Genomic DNA, 21,620 nt, shown 5'->3' on the forward strand with positions numbered 1-21,620 from the left:
TTGGAACTGGACAATGCTTCCAAAGCCAGCTCGGATGGCTGTGGTGCCTACGCTGTTAATGGCAAGTGCCCAGCGGGAACTCAGAGTGCTCTGACCAAGAATCCTCCAGATGGCTCAGGCAATGGCAACGACGGTGCCATCGACAACATTCGCGTGCTGGATGTGTCTCCGTACCTGACCAAGTCCTTCAACCCGACCACGGTTAAGGTCGGCGATACGTCGACGCTGACGCTGACGGTCAACAACCGCACTGATAACGGCACGAAGAACGGCTGGGCGTTCACTGATGCCCTTCCGGATGGACTCGTTGTTGCGAATACGCCGAATGTGAAGGCAGACGGTAATAATGGCTCCTGCAAGGCGGACGTGACCGCTGGCGCTGGTGACAGTAGCATCGACATCAAGAACGGCGATCTTCCCGGCGGCTCTTCGGCCGCAGATCCCACGACCTGCACCATCACGGTGGATGTCACGCCTACGAAGGCTGGGGATCTCACCAACGGCTCCTCGAATATCGAGTCGACAGTCGGCATGGACGGCCCGCAGACTCCTGCGACGCTGACCGCCATCGAAGGCCCGACCGCGCAGGACTCGTCCGCTACGACCCAGCCGGGTGTTGCGGTGGATCTGAAGCCGACGACTGGCTTCGGCACCTCGCAGAAGTTCACTTCGGTCGCGTTCGACAAGTCGGGTGCTACCACGAAGACGGTTCCGGGCGAAGGCACGTGGACGATCACACTGGGTGACGATGGTCAGCCGGTTGCGACTTTCACTCCTGATGCTGATTTCACTGGCAAGGCAACGACTCAGCCGTACATCGTGACGGATGAGAACAATCTGACTGCTACGGCAAACCTCGATGTGACGGTTGCGGCGATTACTGGCCCGACCGCGCAGGATAAGTCGGCTACGACGAAGCCGAGCACTCCGGTGACCTTGAACCCTGAGACTGGCTTTGGCACGTCGCAGACGTTCACTTCGGTTGCATTCGATGATAAGGGCACGACCACGAAGGACGTTCCTGGCGAAGGCACGTGGACGATCAAGCTGAACGACGAAGGCAAGCCTGAGGCGGTGTTCACGCCTGTTGATGGCTTCACCGGCACGGCGACTCCGCAGCCATACATTGTGACGGATGAGAACGGCAAGACTGCCACGGCGAACCTTGATGTGACGGTTCTCGCTCCTCCGACTGCGAAGGATAAGTCGGCGACGACGAATCCGAAGACTCCGGTGACCTTGGATCCTGAGACGGGCTTCGGCACGTCGCAGACGTTCACTGGTGTGGCGTTCGATAAGTCGGGTGCGACTACGAAGGACGTTCCTGGCGAGGGTTCTTGGACCATCTCGCTGAATGACAAGGGTCAGCCTGAGGCTGTATTCACTCCGGTGGACGGTTTCACGGGTAAGACGACTCCTGTGCCGTATATCGTGACGGATGAAAATGGTCTGACGGCTACCGCCAACCTTGATGTGACGGTTCTCGCGCCGCCGACCGCTTCGGATAAGTCGGCGACGACTGATCCGGGCAAGGCTGTGACGTTGGATCCTGAGACTGGTTTCGGTACGTCGCAGAAGTTCACTGGTGTGGCGTTCGATGACAAGGGCGCGACTACGAAGGACGTTCCTGGTGAAGGTTCTTGGACCATCTCGCTGAATGATAAGGGCCAGCCTGAGGCTGTGTTCACTCCGGTGGACGGCTTCACTGGCAAGACGACTCCTGTGCCGTATATCGTGACGGACGAGAACGGCCTGACCGCGACGGCAAACCTCGATGTGACGGTGAACAAGCCGCTCACACCTCCCACGACGGGCGACAAGTCGGCAGCCATCAACCCGAATCAGACGGCGACGCTCAACCCGGTGACGACTCCTGGCTCCGGTGACATCACCGATGTGAAGTTCGTTGCTCCTGCTGATGGCAAGGGTTCGCTGTCTGCGGACGGCAAGACGCTGACGGTTCCTGGCGAGGGCACGTGGACGATCAAGCTGGACGACAAGGGCCAGCCGGTTGCCACGTTCGCTCCGGACAAGGACTACTCCGGTCCGGTTACCGAGCAGCAGTACACGGTGACGGATGCGAACAACAAGACTGCCACGGGCAAGCTTGATGTGACGATCAACGAGCCGCCGACTGCGAAGGATAAGTCGGCGACGACGAATCCGAAGACTCCGGTGACGCTGAATCCTGATACCACCTTTGGTACGTCGCAGAAGTTCACTTCGGTTGCTTTCGATGACAAGGGTGCTACCACGAAGGACGTTCCCGGTGAAGGCACGTGGACCATCAAGCTGAATGATAAGGGTCAGCCTGAGGCGGTGTTCACCCCGGTGGATGGCTTCACCGGCAAGACCACTGCCGTGCCGTATATCGTGACGGACGGGAACGGCCTGACGGCTACGGCGAATCTTGATGTGACGGTTCTCGCTCCTCCGACGACGGGCGATGCGTCCAAGGCGATCAACCCGAACGAGACTGCTACGCTGACTCCGAAGACGGTTCCCGGCTCCGGTGACATCACCGATGTGAAGTTTACTGATCCTGCTGCGACTGATGGCGGCAAGACGCTGGTGGTCCCGAACGAGGGCACGTGGACGATCAAGCTGGACAATGGCCAGCCGGTCGCGACCTTCGCTCCGGACAAGGACTACTCCGGTCCGGTCACCGAGCAGCCGTACACGGTGACGGATTCGAACAAGCTGACCGCCACGGGCAAATTGGACGTGACGATCAATACTCCTCCGACTGCGAAGGATGAGTCGGCTACGACTGATCCGGGCAAGGCTGTGACGTTGGATCCTGAGACTGGTTTCGGCACGTCCAAGAAGTTCACTGGCGTTGCGTTCGATGACAAGGGCACGACCACGAAGACGGTTCCTGGCGAAGGCACGTGGACGATCAAGCTGGGCGACAACGGCCAGCCGACCGCGGTGTTCACTCCAGTGGACGGCTTCACTGGCAAGACCACTCCGGTGCCGTACACGGTGACGGACGGGAACGGTCTGACGGCTACGGCGAACCTTGATGTGACGGTTCTCGCTCCTCCGACGACGGGCGATGCGTCCAAGGCGATTAACCCGAATCAGACGGCGACGCTCAATCCGGTGACCAAGCCTGGTTCCGGCGACATCACCGATGTGACGTTTACTGATCCTGCTGCGACTGATGGCGGCAAGACGCTGGTGGTTCCGAACGAGGGCACCTGGTCGATCAAGCTGGACAATGGCCAGCCGGTTGCGACGTTCGCTCCGGACAAGGACTACTCCGGTCCGGTTACCGAGCAGCAGTACACGGTGACGGATTCGAACAAGCTGACCGCCACCGGCAAGCTGGACGTGACGATCAATACTCCTCCGACTGCGAAGGACAAGTCGGCTACGACGAATCCGAAGACTCCGGTGACGTTGGATCCTGAGACTGGTTTCGGCACGTCCAAGAAGTTCACGGGCGTTGCGTTCGATGACAAGGGCGCGACTACGAAGGACGTTCCTGGCGAGGGTTCTTGGACCATCTCGCTGAATGATAAGGGTCAGCCTGAGGCTGTGTTCACTCCGGTGGACGGCTTCACTGGCAAGACCACGCCAGTGCCGTATATCGTGACGGACGAGAACGGCCTGACGGCTACCGCCAACCTTGATGTGACGGTTCTCGCGCCGCCGACCGCTTCGGATAAGTCGGCTACGACCGATCCGAAGACTCCGGTGACGCTGGATCCTGAGACGGGCTTCGGCACGTCGCAGACGTTCACTGGCGTTGCGTTCGATGACAAGGGTGCGACTACGAAGGATGTTCCTGGCGAAGGTTCTTGGACGATCTCGCTGAATGATAAGGGTCAGCCTGAGGCTGTGTTCACTCCTGTCGATGGCTTCACGGGCAAGACGACTCCGCAGCCGTACATTGTGACGGATGAGAACGGCCTGACCGCGACGGCAAACCTCGATGTGACGGTGAACAAGCCGCTCACGCCTCCTACAACGGGCGACAAGTCGGCTACGACGAATCCGGATACTCCGGTGACGTTGAACCCGGTGACGACTCCTGGCTCGGCTCCGATCAAGTCGGTTGTGTTCGACAACAACCAGCCCACGAAGGACGTTCCTGGTCAGGGCACTTGGACGATTGAGCTGAAGGACGGCCAGCCGGTCGCGACCTTCACTCCGGACAAGGGCTTCACGGGCAAGGTCACCGATCAGAAATACACAGTGACCGATGAGAACGACAAGACCGCTGACGGCACGCTTTCCGTGACCATCAACACGCCTCCGACTGCGAAGGATAAGTCGGCGACGACGAATCCGAGCACTCCGGTGACCTTGAACCCTGAGACTGGTTTCGGCACGTCGAAGACGTTCACTGGCGTTGCGTTTGATGACAAGGGTGCGACCACGAAGACGGTTCCCAACGAGGGCACGTGGACGATCAAGCTGGGTGACAACGGCCAGCCGACCGCGGTGTTCACTCCTGCCGATGGCTTCACCGGCAAGACCACTCCGGTGCCGTACACGGTGACCGACGGGAACGGCCTGACCGCTACCGCCAACCTTGATGTGACGGTTCTCGCGCCGCCGACCGCTTCGGATAAGTCGGCTACGACTGATCCGAAGACTCCGGTGACCTTGGATCCTGATACCACCTTCGGCACGTCGCAGAAGTTCACCAAGGTGCCCTTCGACAATGGCGATACGACGAAGACGGTCGATGGCGAGGGCGTGTGGACGATCAAGCTGGACGATAACGGCCAGCCGACTGCTGTGTTCACTCCTGCCGATGGCTTCACCGGCAAGACCACTCCGGTGCCGTATACGGTGACGGATGAGAACGGTCTGACTGCTACGGCGAACTTGGACGTGACGGTGAACAAGCCGCTCACGCCGCCTACCACGGGCGATGCGTCCAAGACCATCGATCCGAATACGACGTCCACGCTGACTCCGAAGACGGTTCCCGGCTCCGGTGACATCACTTCGGTGAAGTTCGATGATCCTGCTGCGACTGATGGCGGCAAGACGCTGGTGGTTTCGAACGAGGGCACCTGGTCGATCAAGCTGGACAATGGCCAGCCGGTCGCCACGTTCACCCCGCTCAAGGATTATTCGGGCAAGGTCACCCCGCAGAAGTACACGGTGACCGATTCGAACGGCAAGACGGCCGACGGCACGCTCAACGTGACGATTAACCCGCCTGCTCCGGTTCCGCCGAAGACCGGCGACAAGTCGGCGACGACGAACCCGGGCAAGCCCGTCACGCTGAATCCGGTGACGACTCCTGGCTCTTCGCCGATCACGTCGGTCGTGTTCGACAACGGCCAGCCCACGAAGGACGTTCCTGGCGAGGGCACGTGGACGATCAAGCTGGGCGATAACGGCCAGCCGACTGCTGTGTTCACTCCTGTTGATGGTTTCACTGGCAAGACCACTCCGGTGCCGTACACGGTGACGGATGAGAACGGCAAGACCGCTACGGGCAAGCTGGACGTGACGGTGAATACGCCGCCAACGACCGGCGACAAGTCCGCGACGACCAATCCGAAGACGCCGGTGACGCTGGCTCCGAAGACCACTCCTGGCTCTTCGCCGATCACGTCGGTCGTGTTCGACAACGGCCAGCCCACGAAGGATGTCCCCAATGAGGGTACGTGGACTGTCAAGCTGGACAATGGCCAGCCGGTCGCGGTGTTCACTCCTGCCGATGGCTTCACTGGCAAGACGACTCCTCAGCCGTATACGGTGACGGATGAGAACGGCCTGACTGCTACCGCCAAGCTGGACGTGACGGTTCTCGCGCCGCCGACGACCGGTGATGCTGCGAAGACCATCGATCCGAATACGACGGCGACGCTCAATCCGGCGGCTAGGCCTGGTTCGGGCGACATCACTGCGGTGGCGTTCGACAATGGCAAGGACACGAAGACGGTTCCCGGCGAGGGCTCCTGGTCGATCAAGCTGGACAATGGACAGCCGATTGCGACCTTCACCCCCGACAAGGACTACTCCGGCAAGGTCACTCCTCAGTCGTACACGGTGACCGATGCGAACAAGCTGACGGCTGACGGCACGCTCAACGTGACGATCAACCCGCCTGCTCCGGTTCCGCCGAAGGCTGGCGACAAGACGGTGACTGCCGAGCCGGGTGCTCCGGTGACGTTGAACCCGGTGACGACTCCTGGCTCTTCGCCGATCAAGTCTGCTGTGTTTGACAATGGCAAGGACACGAAGGTTGTTCCTGGTCAGGGTACGTGGACGATCAAGGTCGTTGACGGCCAGCCAGTTGCCACCTTCACTCCCGAGCCTGGCTTCAAGGGCTCGCCTGATCCGCAGCAGTACACGGTGACGGACGGGAACGGCCAGACGGCTGAGGGCACGTTGACGATCAATGTTCCTGCTGCTCCTGTCACGCCTCCGACGACGGGCGACAAGACGGTGACGACTGATCCGGGCAAGCCGGTGACGCTGGCTCCGACCGCCAAGCCTGGTTCTGCTCCGATCAAGTCGGCTGTGTTCGACAATGGCAAGGACACGAAGACGGTTCCCGGCGAGGGCGTGTGGACGATCAAGGTCGTCGATGGCCAGCCGGTCGCTACCTTCACTCCGGACAAGGGCTTCACTGGCAAGACCACGCCGCAGCAGTACACGGTGACGGATGGCAACGGCAAGACCGCTACGGGCACGCTTGACGTGACCATCACCACGCCGCCGAGCGCGAAGGATCAGTCGGCTACGACCGATCCGAAGACTCCGGTGACGTTGAACCCCGAGACGGGCTTCGGCACGTCGCAGAAGTTCACCGCGGTGACCTTCGATAACGGCAAGACCGCCAAGGACGTTCCTGGTGAAGGTTCCTGGTCGATCAAGCTGGGCGACAACGGCCAGCCGGTCGCGGTGTTCACTCCTGCCGATGGCTTCACTGGCAAGACCACTCCTCAGCCGTACACGGTGACGGATGAGAACGGCCTGACCGCTACGGGCAAGCTGGACGTGACGGTGAACACGCCGCCCACGACTGGTGACAATTCCGGGACGACTGATCCGGGCAAGCCTGTGACGCTGGCCCCCGTGACCAAGCCTGGTTCTGCTCCGATCAAGTCGGTTGTGTTCGACAACGGTCAGCCCACGAAGGTTGTTCCTGGCGAAGGCACCTGGACAATTCAGCTGAAGGACGGACAGCCTGTGCCGGTGTTCGCTCCTGCTGATGGTTTCACTGGCAAGACGACTCCTCAGCCGTACACGGTGACGGATGAGAACGGCCTGACTGCTACTGGCAAGCTGGATGTGACGGTCAATGCGCCGGCTCCGGTCACTCCGCCCACCACGGGTGATAAGTCCGAGACGGGCGAGCCTGGCAAGCCAGTGACGCTCAATCCGGTGACCAAGCCTGGTTCTGCTCCGATCAAGTCCGTGACGTTCGACAATGGTCAGCCTAAGAAGGTTGTTCCTGGTCAGGGCACGTGGACTGTGGAATTGAAGGACGGCCAGCCGGTTGTTACCTTCACTCCTGAGCCTGGCTTCAAGGGTTCGCCTGATCCGCAGCAGTACACGGTGACGGACGAGAACGGCAAGACGGCTGAGGGCACGTTGACTATCAATGTTCCTGCTGCTCCTGTCACGCCGCCTACCACTGGCGACAAGTCGGCGACGACTGATCCGGGCAAGCCGGTGACGCTGGCTCCGACTGCGAAGCCTGGTTCTGCTCCGATCACGTCGGTTGTCTTCGACAACGGTCAGCCCACGAAGGACGTTCCCGGCGAGGGTACGTGGACGATTGAGCTGAAGGACGGCCAGCCGGTCGCGACCTTCACCCCGATTGACGGCTTCACTGGCAAGACCACGCCGCAGCAGTACACGGTGAAGGACGAGAACGGCAAGACCGCTGACGGCACCCTCACGGTGACGATTAGCGCTCCTCCGGCCACGGGCGATCAGTCGACGACTGCGAAGCCGGGTGCTCCGGTGACGCTGAAGCCGGTGACCAAGCCTGGTTCTGCTCCGATCACGTCGGTCGTGTTCGACAATGGCCAGCCTAAGAAGGACGTTCCCGGTCAGGGTACGTGGACTGTGGAATTGAAGGATGGCCAGCCGGTTGTTACCTTCACTCCTGAGCCTGGCTTCAAGGGTTCGCCTGATTCGCAGAAGTACACGGTGAAGGATAAGAACGGCAAGACCGCCGACGGCACGTTGACGATTGACGTTCCGGCGCTGACTCCTCCGACGACTGGCGACAAGTCGGCTGCTACCGATCCGGGTGCTCCGGTGACGCTGGCTCCGACCGCCAAGCCGGGTACCGCTCCGATCAAGTCCGCCGTGTTCGACAACGGCAAGACCTCGAAGACGGTTCCTGGTGAGGGCACGTGGACGATCAAGGTCGTTGACGGCCAGCCGGTTGCGGTGTTTGCTCCGGTCAAGGGCTTCACTGGCAAGACCACGCCGCAGCAGTACACGGTGACTGACGAGAATGGTCTGACTGCCGATGGCTCGCTCGATGTGACCGTCAATACGCCGCCGGTGACCGGCGACAAGACGGTGACTGCTGAGCCTGGTGCTCCGGTGACGCTGGCTCCGACTGCCAAGCCGGGTACCGCCCCGATCGTGTCTGCTGTGTTCGATAATGGCAAGGACACGAAGGTTGTTCCTGGCCAGGGTACGTGGACGATTGAGCTGAAGGACGGCCAGCCGGTTGTCACGTTCACTCCGGAGCCTGGCTTCAAGGGCTCGCCTGATTCGCAGAAGTACACGGTGACGGATGGGAACGGCAAGACCGCTGAGGGCACGTTGACGATCAATGTTCCTGCTGCTCCGGTTCCTCCGAAGACTGGTGACAAGACCGTTACGGCCAAGCCCGGCAAGCCGGTGACGCTGACTCCGACGGCCAAGCCTGGTTCTGCTCCGATCAAGTCGGCTGTGTTCGACAATGGCAAGGACACGAAGACGGTTCCCGGCGAGGGCACGTGGACGATCAAGGTCGTCGATGGCCAGCCGGTCGCCACCTTCACTCCTGCCAAGGGCTTCTCCGGCAAGGCGACCCCGCAGAAGTACACGGTGACTGACGAGAACGGCAAGACGGCCACGGGAACGCTGGGCGTTGACGTGCCGGCTGCTCCTGCGGCTCCGGGCAAGACTCCGGCTCCGAAGGCTCCTGCCAAGCCTGTTCCGGCTAAGCCGGCCAAGCAGCCGCAGTCCATCTTGGCTTCCACTGGTGCCAGCGTGGGAATCGCGCTGATCGCCATGCTGGCCTTGGCTGCCGCTGGTCTGGGTCTGCGCAAGCTCTCCCGCCGCAACGATTCGGACTGATTGAGTCTTCCGGGCCCGCCGGCCGCATAGCTGGCTGGCCCGGGCAGGCCGGTAACCGAATCCCCTAGCACAGAGGTGCTGCTTGAAACCACGTAATCGTGGCCTCAAGCAGCACCTCTTTTTGCGTATATGGCGCATGGGGCGGGAGGCTAATGGCGCAAAACGGCCGCTGAGCTGCGGTCAGCGGCGTATCCCTGCCAGTTGTATGGGGCTACTGGAGCGAATCGGCCACTGACGTGCTCTCAGCGGCTTTTTCGCGTCAGTAGTCGCGTCCGGAGGGGACAGAAGAGGGGAGGCAACAGCGTGGCACCCCCCCACCCAGCCACTCAGATAGTCACCGCGCGCCCCTGAATCTGGAAGTCGACCGGGTCGCCGGAGATGCGGGTTACGGACACGTCGTCACGGGTGACCAGTACCTCGAATCGTGAGCCGTGCACGGCGAGCCGGTAGCGCATGCTGTGCCAGGGGTTCGGCAGGCGAGGGTCGATGCAGACCGTCTCGCCGCCTGAATCGCGCAGGCCGCCGAAGCCGTTGACGAGCAGGCCCCAGATGCCGCCTGCCGCAGCCAAATGAATGCCGTCGCTCGTGTTGTCGTGCAAGTCAGCCACATCGGTGAACAGCGATTGGAGGAAGTAGGAGTATGCCTTGTCGCGGTAGCCGACTTCCGCTGCGATGATGGCCTGCGTCGCCAGCGACAGCGTTGAGTCGCCCGTAGTGAGCGGGTCGTAGACGTCGAAATCGGTTTTCTTCTCATTGAGGCTGAAATGCGAGGAGAGCATGAACAGCGTGAGCACCGTATCGGTCTGCTTGAGCACCTGATGGCGGTAGATCTCCATTGGATGATAATGCAGCAGCAGCGGTCGGGCCGCCTTGCGTTTGAAGTCCCACGGCACGCGGTGCAGGAACTGGGCGTCCTGCAAATGCAGCCCGGAATCCGGGTCCTGCAGCAGGCACATCGCGTCGGCGGCGATGCGCCAATCGCGCAGCTCGTTGGGGCGGATGTGCAGCCGCTGGCGAATCTGCGCGGCGAGCCGGGGATCGTCGTGGTCGAAGTGCTCAAGTGCGTCGGCAGCGGAAACCAGGTTGAACTGCGCCATCGCGTTGGTGTAGAAGTTGTCGTCCACGAGCGCGGTGTACTCGTCGGGGCCAGTCACGCAGTTGATATGGAAGCGCCCATCCCTGCCGAAACGGCCGAGATCGGCCCACATGCGCGCCGTCTCCACGAGGATGTCGATGCCTTCGCGGCCCAAGTAGTCCCAGTCGCCGGACACTCCGGCGTACTGCATCACCGCGTAGGCGATGTCGGCGTCGATATGGTACTGTGCCGTGCTGGCCGGGAAGAAGGCGGAGGCCTCCTCGCCGTTGATGGTGCGCCAAGGGTAGAGCGCTCCGTCCACGCTCATCGCGGCGGCGCGTTTGCGGGCGGCGGGCAGCATCCGGTGGCGGAAGGAGAGCGCGTCGCGGGCCTGATCGGGCCGCGTGTAGGTCAGGAAGGGCAGCACGAAGGTTTCGGTATCCCAGAAGTAATGCCCGGAATAACCTGAGCCGCTCAGGCCCTTGGCACCAACGCCATTGGGCACGAAGGCCGTGGTCTGCGCGAGCTGGAACAGCTCCCAGCGGATGACCTGCTGGATGCGCACGCCGAGTCCCGCGCCGCTCGTATCCGCTTCACCGCTCGTATCCGCTTCAGCGTCCACCTCCACTTCGATATCCGAGTCCTTCCAGAACCCGTCAAGCCATTCGCGCTGCTCGTTGAGCAAGGCTGATTCGCCCAGCGCCGCCGCATCGGCCAGCGTCGCCTCGCAGCGCCGAATCAGCTCGTCGGTGTTCTGGCTTCTGCTTTCGGGCAGCACCAGGCCATTGCGGATGCCCTGACCGCTCACCGGGTCGGTGTGGTAGGCGATGTAACGGGTCGCATGCGCCGGCTCGTCGTGGGAGGCGACCACGTTGAAGCTGGTGCCGGTCGGCCTGCCGTCGATGGTCTGCAGCACGCCCATAGCCATAGCCATATGCGAGCTTACGCAGCGGTAGGCGTGCAGTTCGGCCGGGCCCATAGCCTCTTCGATGGGAGGGCGCTCGACCTCGTGCAAGCCGCCTTCGAGCAGCTGTTCCATCTTGCGCGGGTCGTCGGAATGCTCGATGTCGGGCAGGTTGTCGTTCGCCGGTGCCTCGATGCGCACAATCAGCTCGGTGTCGGGCTTGTCCACGCGCACGGTCACGTTGCTGACCGCCAGATTCTCATTGAACAGACACACCATGCGCTCGATATCGATCTGCACCAGCAGGTCCTCGATCTGATATTCGCGATGCTCCTGCGCGATGCCGGTGCGGAAATCCACCTGCTGCGCGCAGTTGATCGGGTGCTCAAGCGGCACGCCGTCAATCAGGAAGTGATAGTCGGTCGCATCCGGCACGCCCTGGATGACCTGGCCGACTCGCGAGTAGCCGTACGCGTCCTCCGCATGCCTGATGGTGAAGGTCTCGTGGTAGCCGCTCAGGAACGTGCCGAAGCCGAGGCGTCGCGGCTCTTCGCCTGCGCCGCGGATGCCGATGGCACCGTTCGAAAGGGAGAACAGCGTGGCGCTTTGCTCGGTGGGTGGGCCGGCTTCGATGAAGGCCCAAGGGTGCACTGGGTTGCGAATGTCGCTTAACGGGTCGCCGATGCGCGCCGGGTCGTAGACGCGGCCGTAATCGTGCACGTACGAGCCGTCGATCATTTGTGCGAGTTCGGTCACCACGAGGTCGGCGCCCGATTTGAGCAGCTGATCACGTCCGACGCCCCTATCGACGCCGATGACCAGGCCGAAGCCGCCCGCCGACCCCGCCGCGACGCCGGAGAGCGCGTCCTCGATCACCACCGCATGGTCGGGCGGTATGCCCAGCATCTTCGCGGCGTACACGTAGGTGTCAGGCGCAGGCTTGCCCCGCAAGTCCTGCTCCGCGCGCACGGTGCCGTCCACGACCCGGTCGAAGAAGCCGATGATGCCTGCCGTTTCCAGCACTTCCGTCGCGTTGCGCGAGCTGGACACGACCGCGAGGTACAACCCGGCGGCCTTGAGATGCCGCAGCACGTCCACGACGTCGTCATAGGCTGCGATGCCCTGCTCATGCAGCAGGTTTTCGAACACTGCGTTCTTGCGATTGCCTAGGCCGCAGACCGTCTGCATGCTCGGGTCGTCGCCCGGGCTGCCCCACGGCAGCTCGATGTTGCGGCTCTGCAGCAGCGAGGCCACGCCGTCATAGCGCGGCTTGCCGTCCACATACGTGAAGTAGTCCTGCTCCGTGTACGGCGGCACCGAATCGGGCAGCGCCTCGTCGAAGAGCTGTTTCCAAGCCGCCTTGTGCAGAATGATCGTCGGCGTGAGCACGCCGTCCAAGTCGAAAAGCGCGGCATTGTATTGGGCGACAGAGCGGAAGCCTTTGCCTGGGGCCATGGGTCATCATCCTTTCACCGCGCCGGCGCGTGCGTCGGACACGAAATACTTCTGCAAGAGGCAGGAACACGACTGTTTGCACAATCATAGCGATGCATGCGCCCATGCGCCCGGAGAGGATTAGCCGGCAGGGTGAGGGGTGAGTTCTAGTGTCCGTTGCAACACCGTTGTTGCCTAGTTGTCGGGTTCAGGATATCTGATGCTTGGGGGTATTACGGGGAACGTCGTGAGCTTAGCGCCCCTTTTGTGACGATTACGGCGGCTAAGAGGCACAAAAGGGGCACTAGCCAAGAAGTGACGCCCCTTTTGTGACGCTGATTCACCAGTTAGCGTCATGAAAGGGGCAGCATCTCGGTAGAGCACGATGAGGGGTAGGTGGGGTTCATTGCCTGGGTGTCATCGTGCGGAAGGCGTAGCGTCTGTCTGCTTCGCGTATTCCGCGTTGAGCGCGAGCCATAGCTCGGCCCGGGTCTGGGGATCGTTGAGTGAGCGGCCCAGTGCCTGTTCGGCGTCGCTCAGCCGTTTGGCGAGCGTGTGGCGGTGGATTCCCAAGAATTTCGCTGTGCGGTCGTTGTTGCACAGCTGGGAGAGCCAGACCAGCACGGTGTGGCACAGTTCATCGGAGCGCTGCGCTAAGGCAATCGCCATTACGTGCGCAGCGTCCTCATCGATGGCTGATACCACGGAACTTGTTGCGTGCGCCTGCGGCATCTCATCAAAGAGCGCGATGCTTCCAGACTGTTCGTCGCCTTCGATTGCGTGGAATGTCGTACGCATGGAGGTCGCTGTTTCGGCTCTGCTTGAAGCAATCAGCGCCTGACGCTGCGCCTCCTTCAGCCCTTGCCAATCGCAGACGCCTGAAATTCCGATGGCGACGGGGTATTTGCCTGACAGCACTTTTACCATGCGGCGATATGCCTGCGAAGACGTGACGATCCAGAGCGATGAATCTACTTGCCCAAAAATGCGGTCAGTATGTTTGCTCCCCGATCGACGAATTGGCGAGATTTCCGCTGCAATGGACCGCAGCTCTTTCGCAGAGCCATGAATAGTGATGACGCGCAATGGTTCGCGGGGCATATCGCAATCCCACAACGTTCTCGTGAAATCGCTCAGCATTGCAGCATCGCCGTCGAAGGCTTTGCGCATCATGATGCTTCGCATCTGCTGGAGCGTCTCGTCTTGACCATGACGTCTGAACAGAGCTAGCCCGAACAGGCTTGCTGCGAAAGTAATCAAAGTTTGGTCAAATTCGGTTGGTACCATGCGAGACCCCGCGACTAAAGTTCCCAATTCGGTGTCATCAGAAGACCGCAGTGGCACGATGCGCACATGGTCGCCCTCTACGCGCATGCTTTGAGGATTTCGTTCGTCACTGGCTCGTGCACCCATCGCAGTGAGCGCCCTGTCTCGCACGCTGAGATGCGAGGACTCTGCCACGGAGCCATACGGTGTGAACAAGACGCACCACCCACCGATACTGGTATCTAGGTTGAGAGTTAATGCCCGTATCGGATCCTGCGAAGACGCTGCCTGCAAAAGGTTGCGCATATCCGAATACGCTTGGCGAAGCTGGGCTTGCCGCTGCGATTCGACTCCGAGCGCCACAGCGTTCATGACCAATGAGAACGGTACTTCGATAGGTATTTCCAAAACAGGCAAGTCACGGCTGCGCGCATAATCCAACAGAACCTGAGGAATGGTTTTGTGCAGCAAACGTGTGCCGAAAGCCAGCGCGCACACGTGGGCGCTGGCTATATTGTCGATGAAGACACGAGCAGCTTCATCAACAGCGCGAGCGTTGGCGCGGGTGCGGCGCGGAATCATCGCTCCTGAGGTCACGATGATTTCGTCGCTTTGCGAGAACATCTGTGGGTTGATGAGCTCTGTTGGGTGCGACCAGAAGATTTCTCGGTTCATTGATTCCGGGCTTGTCTCGATGCGCGGAATCAAACCCAGTTTCGTGTCATGCGCTAAATCATTGACGGTGAGTGCCATTGGCTCCTCGAGTTCGTTAGTGCCGGCTCATATGGATTGTATGCATTATGTCCATATATATAATTTTATGGCCGTTTTGCATATTATATTTTTTTCCTGGGGCTTCATGGCGAAACTCAATATCCACAAGACTTAACGCCATGTTGGACCTTCTTCGATAAGGTCGATGCGTAACATATCGGAAACGAGAAGAATAAATCTTCATTTTCCAATTGACACAGCTGCTTAATCATAGTGAAACCCAAAGTGTTGTTCTCACCCGCACTATTGTGCATATCCAAATTGAGTTCCATCACATCACTGAGGAAATGAAAAGCATATGAGCATAACAATGAAACCGATCTTTGCGACGATTGCAGATGTTCCCCAGATCGCGCGCAAGCTGGTGACCGAAATCCCCGGGCCGCGTTCGCGTGCGCTCATGGAAGAGCACAAGCAGTATGTCAGCGCCGGCGTGGGCGCGGCGATGCCGATATTCGCCGAAAGCGCGTCGGGGTCGGTGATCACCGATGTGGATGGCAACCGCTTCCTTGATCTGGCGGCGGGCATCGCAGTGACGGGCGTGGGCAATGCGGCACCTGAAGTGGTCGATGCGGTGCAGAGCGAGGTCGCCAAGCTGACGCATACGAACTTCGCCACGACGCCGTACGCCGGATACGTCGAGGTGTGCAAGAAGCTGGCGGAGCATACGCCGGGCGACTTCGCCAAGAAAAGCGTGCTGCTGAACTCGGGCGCTGAGGCCGTGGAGAACGCGGTCAAGATCGCGCGGCGCTACACGGGCCGCCCGACCGTCATCGTGATGGACAATGCCTTCCACGGCCGCACGAATCTGACGATGTCGATGACCACGAAGGCCTCCCCGTACAAGCGCGGTTTCGGGCCGTTCGCGCCGGATGTGGTCAGCGTGCCGTATTCCTACCCGCTGCGCGATAGTTTTGGGCAGGATGGCGTCGCCGCCGCGAAGGCGAGCATCAAGCGCATGGAGCTGCTGGTTGGGCACGAGGATATCGCGGCGATCATCGCCGAGCCGGTGCAGGGCGAGGGTGGCTTCATCGTGCCGGCGGATGGGTTCCTCAAGACGCTGTGCGACTGGGCACATGAGCATGGCGTCGTGTTCATCAGCGACGAGATTCAGTCCGGATTCTGCCGCACTGGCAAGTGGTTTGCATCCGAGTATTTCGGCGTGGAGCCTGACCTCATCACCACGGCCAAGGCGCTAGGCGGCGGCCTGCCGATTTCGGCGGTGACCGGCCGCGCGGAAATCATGGACGCGGTGCAACCCGGCGGCATCGGCGGCACCTACGGCGGCAATCCAGTCTCCTGTGCGTCTGCGTTGGCTGCAATCGGCATCATGGAGAGCGAAGATCTGCCCGCACGTGCCGCGCACATCGGCGACGTGTTCCTCAGCCGGTTCGGCTCCCTGCCGGAGCGCTTCGACTGCGTGGCTGCTGTGCGCGGACTGGGCGCGATGCAGGCCATCGAATTCGTCAAGCCCGGCACGATGGAACCGGACGCTGAGATTGTCGGGCGCATCGTCGACGCGGTGCGCGGGGCAGGGCTCATCATTCTCACTTGCGGCATCAACGGCAACGTGATTCGTCTGTTGCCGCCGCTGGTCATCGGCGACGACGAACTGGACGAAGCGCTCGATGTGCTCGAAGCCGCCATCGCCGAGTGCAGCGCGCAGTAGGCGGGGCAAAAAAATGTATGAAATGAAAGGACCACAACAATGAAGGCAACGACAATGAAAACGCATCATTCCATCGCTGCGGCGATTACTGCAGCAGCAATTACAATCTCTTTGGCCGCCTGCGGCGGGGGAGGAACGGATTCACAGGCTGCTACTACAGACACTATTCGTTCTAACTTCAACGCAGATTTGACGTCATTTGATCCCGCACTCACAACAGCGCTCGACGATTACACAAACGCTCAGCTTCTCTATGACACGTTAGTGAAAAGAGATAATAATAATAAATTTGTCGGTGGTCTTGCGAAGTCCTGGAATGTGAGTCCTACGCATGCGACATTCGTCTTGAAGGACAACCTCACATGCGGGGACGGCAGCGCATTGACCGCATCAATGGCCGCCGCTTCACTGCAGAGGCTTGTTGATCCTGCCACTAAATCAGGGCAGGCGACATTGATTTTTGGCAGTAGGAATGTAACTGTCACTGGTGACGACTCAACAAAGAGCGTCGACATCAAGCTTGGGTCACCCAACTCTGAGCTTCTTTCGGGCCTATCGGTGCCGGCTGCTGGAATTATCTGCAAAGCTGGACTCGATGACCCGAAGGGAATGGCAGCAGGTAAAGTCCAAGGCGCCTTCTCTGGCCCTTATAAACTTGCCAGCGTTAAATCCGGTGTCGAATACGATTATGACCTTCGAGACAATTTCAAAGCCTGGCCAAAATATTCGACCCCGCTTAAGGGAGTTCCGGCACGTCACCTGAAGTTCGTAGTGAGCGGTGATCCTACGAGCAATGCCAACCAAATCACGAGCGGCACGCTTGACGTCGCCCTCATATCAGCTCAAGACGTTTCGCGCTTTAAGTCCGATGGTTCGACAAGCGTTGTAAAAGTCAATCTCGGCGACACTTTCATAGTGTTCAACGAAAGAGCAGGAAGCCCCTTTACTGATCAGAAGCTGCGAGTTGCAGTCGCGCAAAGCGTGGACGCGAAGCAGTACAACAAAGTGGTGAATTCGGATAATGGCGAGCGCCTGCTGTCTGCTGGCGATTCCAGCGTTCCATGCGTCAATAAGGATCCCAAGTTGCTCGTCCCGTACAATCCCAAGGAGGCAAAGGGCGCACTGAATGGCGTTAAGATCAAGCTAGTTGGAAGCCTCGCAGTCGGCGGCGCTGAATATGTCAGTCAGGCGTTGACCAACGCAGGAGCGAAGGTCGATCTTGTAAATACTGATAATGCAACGTGGGCGAGCACTGTACTCGGGCCAGATACCGGTGCGTGGGATATGACGGTATTCGGAAGCATCAATTCCATTGGTACGCTTACCACCGGCATCACACGCGCAATCGGAACACCTATTACGGCGGGCGGGCGCAACATGTCGAACGCGGACAATCCCGAGGGCTTGGCCGCCTACAGCAAGGCTTTGGCGGCCACCAACGAAACTGAGATGTGTGCTGCGTACGCTGATGCGCAAAAGAGCGTATTGGGCCGTGTAGATGTCGATCCTCTGGTTACTTCCCCTCGCAATTATGCGGTTCGAAAAGGATTCTCGCTCTGGGCTCCGAGCAGCAGGCAGGATATTAGCACTCTGCGCATCGTCTCTGCGAGCAAGTGAGCAATCGTTTATTTCGAGTTGTGCGCCGGCGCATGTGTTGAACATCAATGTATGCGCCGGCGCACACCTCAGAAAAGGAGAATCGATGAAACGATACCTTGTACGTCAGGCTGGCACGGTACTGGCTTCGCTTCTTGTTCTCGTCATCGCAACATTTGCAATCGTCCAGCTGATTCCTGGCGATCCTGCGAGAGCTGTTGCGGGCGTTGACGCGTCACAAGAACAAGTTGAACAGGTGAGAGAAAATCTTGGAATGAACAAGCCTCTCTTCGTTCAATTCATGACATATTTACATGGTCTCATCACTGGAAACCTCGGCAGGTCATTTCGTACCAACGAGGCCGTGACTGATATCATCGCGACGCGGCTTCCTTATACCGCAGACGTCGCGCTGCTGGCGATTATTCTTACTTTTATCGCTGCCACATTGTTCGGGGCAACAGTCGCCATAGGAACGTACGCGAATAAACGCAAATGGCTTGATTCTTCGTTCAATTGGTTCACCGGATTGGTGGCATCTGTGCCTGAATACGTGAGCGCCGCTGTACTCGTTGCAATATTTGCCATTACGCTTCATCTTTTCCCGGCGGCTGGAGCAGAAAGTGTTTCAAGCTGGGTTCTGCCCACCATTGCCCTTTCGCTGGCTCCTACCTGCACTGTTTCCAGGGTAGTGAGAAGAGAGATGAGCCGGATTCTGACAGAAGATTATATGAGAACCGCGCGTGGCTGGCGCATTGGCACGATCAAACTGTATGCAAAGTATGCGCTTCCTAATGCCATGGTCAGCACACTCACTTTGTCTGGTCTTGTGCTCACCGGCATGCTGGGTGGGGCCATCATCATGGAGAATGTATTCGCGTGGCCGGGAATGGGGCGGGCCGTGGTCGAGGCAATACTCACCAAGGATTTCCCTGTGATTCGAGGCATTGTTATGGTGCTCGGAATCATCGCAATCCTCTTAAACACGATCATTGATATCTCGCTGCGATTAATAGATCGCCGAATTCTTCAAGAAAACCGAGGTTGATTCATGATTTCGAAGACGGCATCAAAGAAACGCAGCCAACATCGTAATATAACGCTTTGGCAAGGCTTGACACTGCTTGCCCTGCTAATCTGCGTCGCAATCGTTGCTCCGATGCTGTGGAGCACCTCGGCGAAAGCCCTTTCGCCCGATATACGACTCCATCCGAATGGAAGCCATCTGCTAGGTACGGACGCCTTTGGGCGCGACCTTTTTCAACGTACGCTTGTTGCGACGCGGACAACATTGTTCCTCACAGGTGGAGCAACGCTAATCGCTGTTATCGGGGGCATTATCATAGGCGTTGGCGTCTGGATTCTTCCGCAAAAGGTTCGGGCATGCATCATTGGCGTGAATAACATCCTTGTTTCCTTCCCTACGTTGATTGTTGCATTAGTCGTCGCATCGGTCTTAGGCGCAGGCGGGTGGCAGGCTATGATCGCTGTTGGCGTCGCCGGCATTCCATCGTTCACGCGTCTCGTCAACAACATGTGCTTCCCTGTTGTCCAACAGGATTTCGTGTTGATTGCCAGGTTGCTGGGCGTGCCGCCGATGCGAGTGCTCAGCAGACACGTCATGCCAAGCATTTTCGCCCCGCTTATGGTACTGGCGACAAGTCACTTCGTCGTTGTTCTGATTGAGCTTTCCGGGCTTTCGTTTGTGGGGCTTGGAGTTCAGGCGCCAGATTATGACTTCGGAAAAATGCTGAATGACAGTCTTTCGTCAATTTACTCCCAGCCTGATCAGATCTTGGGTCCAGCAGCCATGTTGGTCATCACCGGAGTGGCCGTGATGCTTATCGGGGATGGACTGGCGGGTCGTTCCCAGCAGCGGGACGGGTCCGGATCTGCTGTAGTCGTCACCCGCACTCCTATACAGGCAGAGGCTACGGACGGCGCGATACACAATGAATCAGTCTCCCATGACCTTTCGGTTCAGCTGCATGATTTGCATATAGAGACGGAAACCGGGAAAGCGCTGGTCAAAGGCAGCAGCATAGAGATTCGCCGTGGTGAAGTGCTAGGGATCGTCGGAGAATCAGGCTCTGGTAAGAGCCTCACGGCGATGGCCATTGCTGGATTGCTGCCCAATGGGCTGAAGGCTTCTGCATCGGTCATCGAAACGGCGGGAGTGGATGTTCTGGACAAAAGCTCCCTCAACAAGCTTGCGACGAAAGTGGGATTGGTCTATCAGGATCCAATGAATAGCATGAATCCTGTTTTTAAGCTTCGCACGCAGCTCACTGAAACCATGAAATCACACATGGGTCTGAAGCTCGGCGAAAGAAAGCGGCGCCTCGTTGAGGCATTCCGAGCGGTACGAATGACGGATCCGGAACGCCAAATTGAACAATATCCGTTTGAGTTTTCCGGAGGAATGCTGCAGCGAGCGATGATCGCAGGAGCAACGACGACTAAGCCGAAACTCATTATCGCCGACGAGCCGACCACTGCTCTTGATGTGACGGTTCAGGCTGAAGTGCTGAGGGTCTTTGCTTCAATCGTCAGAAAAGAGAATGCAGCCTTGCTGTTTATTTCTCACGATTTGGCTGTGGTAAGAGTTCTTTGCGACCGTGTGCTTGTTATGCACGACGGGGAGATTGTCGAAGAGATATCAACAGAACAGCTTGCGTCAGGCTCGGTACAGCATCCATATACAAGGATGCTGCTAGAAGCCTCGCATTTTGTTGATTAGTCGGAACGAGGATTACATGTCTACAGATACTGCAATTAGAGTTCAGGACCTTATGGTTTCGTATGGCAGTGGCTCGCATCGGACAACCGTGCTTAACGGTGTATCTTTTGCCCTGACCCGGGGCAAAAGCATGGGGCTCGTTGGCGAATCCGGCTCTGGCAAATCCACTATAGCCAAAAGTTTGGTAGGGCTTGTGTCACCGTCTGGCGGCCAGCTTGAGATATTCGACTCGACAGGTCAAGTGGTGCGCCAGTCCGATCCTGTGTCCAAACGGCGGAAAGTCATTCAGCTTATTCCGCAAAATCCGTACTCGTCCTTGGACCCGAGAATCCCGATCGCCGCGTCTATTGCAGAGGCGATTGATCCACAAAAGGCAAGTGTCAAGCGACATAAGTCTGAAATAGTCGAATGGCTGAATCTCGTTGGACTCGATTCGGATGCAGGAGAAAAACTGCCATCTCAATTCTCTGGCGGTCAAAGGCAACGAATCGCAATCGCACGAGCGCTCTGCATCCATCCAGACATTGTCATAGCAGACGAAATCACATCGGCCTTGGACGTATCAACGCAAGCGGATACCTTGAAATTGCTGGATAAACTGCACGATGAATTTGAATTCACCATGTTGTTCATTTCGCATAATCTAGCCGTTGTGCGTCATGTCTGCGATGACGTTTTCGTGTTGTACCGAGGAAACATCGTGGAGCAAGGAACGATTTCGGAGGTATTCGAGAATCCGCAATCGGAATACACCAAAACCCTCATCAACTCATCCCCCAATGCTCCGGGATTCCACCTTGACTGAACTTGAGCCGCTGCATGGCTGTATTGCTGCAAACGCCTTATAAACATCTACAACCCTAAGGATAACAATGTT

Annotated in this window: 8 protein-coding genes; 6 read left to right on the plus strand and 2 right to left on the minus strand. The window is 58.8% G+C overall.

The window, feature by feature from the left end; all coding sequences use genetic code 11:
• Nucleotides 1-9,285 (plus strand): Ig-like domain-containing protein, encoded by a 9,285-nt coding sequence (locus LKK40_RS05415; RefSeq protein ID WP_304309789.1) that lies wholly within the window; start codon nucleotides 1-3, stop codon nucleotides 9,283-9,285.
• A gap of 326 nt (nucleotides 9,286-9,611) precedes the next feature.
• On the opposite strand, the gene LKK40_RS05420 is transcribed toward LKK40_RS05415, so the two are convergent.
• The gene (locus LKK40_RS05420) at nucleotides 9,612-12,719 is read right to left on the minus strand and encodes an HAD-IA family hydrolase (protein WP_304309790.1); all 3,108 of its coding nucleotides are present in this window, start codon (nucleotides 12,717-12,719) and stop codon (nucleotides 9,612-9,614) included.
• A gap of 396 nt (nucleotides 12,720-13,115) precedes the next feature.
• Nucleotides 13,116-14,717 carry a PucR family transcriptional regulator gene (locus LKK40_RS05425; protein WP_304309791.1) on the minus strand — a complete coding sequence of 534 codons (1,602 nt, stop codon included), beginning with the start codon at nucleotides 14,715-14,717 and terminating at the stop codon, nucleotides 13,116-13,118.
• A 319-nt stretch (nucleotides 14,718-15,036) separates the two neighbouring features.
• Between LKK40_RS05425 and gabT the strand changes: the two genes are divergently transcribed.
• The 5 genes from gabT to LKK40_RS05450 all read left to right on the plus strand — a co-directional run bounded on the left by gabT (nucleotide 15,037) and on the right by LKK40_RS05450 (nucleotide 21,548).
• Nucleotides 15,037-16,407 (plus strand): 4-aminobutyrate--2-oxoglutarate transaminase, encoded by a 1,371-nt coding sequence (gabT, locus tag LKK40_RS05430; protein ID WP_304309792.1) that lies wholly within the window; start codon nucleotides 15,037-15,039, stop codon nucleotides 16,405-16,407.
• A gap of 39 nt (nucleotides 16,408-16,446) precedes the next feature.
• Nucleotides 16,447-18,024: an ABC transporter substrate-binding protein gene (locus tag LKK40_RS05435; RefSeq protein ID WP_304309793.1), complete on the plus strand. Its 1,578-nt coding sequence runs from the start codon at nucleotides 16,447-16,449 to the stop codon at nucleotides 18,022-18,024.
• A gap of 85 nt (nucleotides 18,025-18,109) precedes the next feature.
• Nucleotides 18,110-19,051 (plus strand): ABC transporter permease, encoded by a 942-nt coding sequence (locus LKK40_RS05440; RefSeq protein WP_304309794.1) that lies wholly within the window; start codon nucleotides 18,110-18,112, stop codon nucleotides 19,049-19,051.
• A 3-nt stretch (nucleotides 19,052-19,054) separates the two neighbouring features.
• Entirely contained in the window at nucleotides 19,055-20,743 is a 1,689-nt protein-coding gene (locus LKK40_RS05445; RefSeq protein WP_304309795.1) for a dipeptide/oligopeptide/nickel ABC transporter permease/ATP-binding protein, read from the plus strand.
• A gap of 16 nt (nucleotides 20,744-20,759) precedes the next feature.
• Entirely contained in the window at nucleotides 20,760-21,548 is a 789-nt protein-coding gene (locus LKK40_RS05450) for an ABC transporter ATP-binding protein (protein ID WP_304309796.1), read from the plus strand.
• The last annotated feature ends 72 nt before the right edge of the window (nucleotides 21,549-21,620 follow it).

It is taken from the genome of Bifidobacterium tibiigranuli (assembly GCF_022655035.1).
In the GTDB taxonomy this organism is placed as follows: domain Bacteria; phylum Actinomycetota; class Actinomycetes; order Actinomycetales; family Bifidobacteriaceae; genus Bifidobacterium; species Bifidobacterium tibiigranuli_A.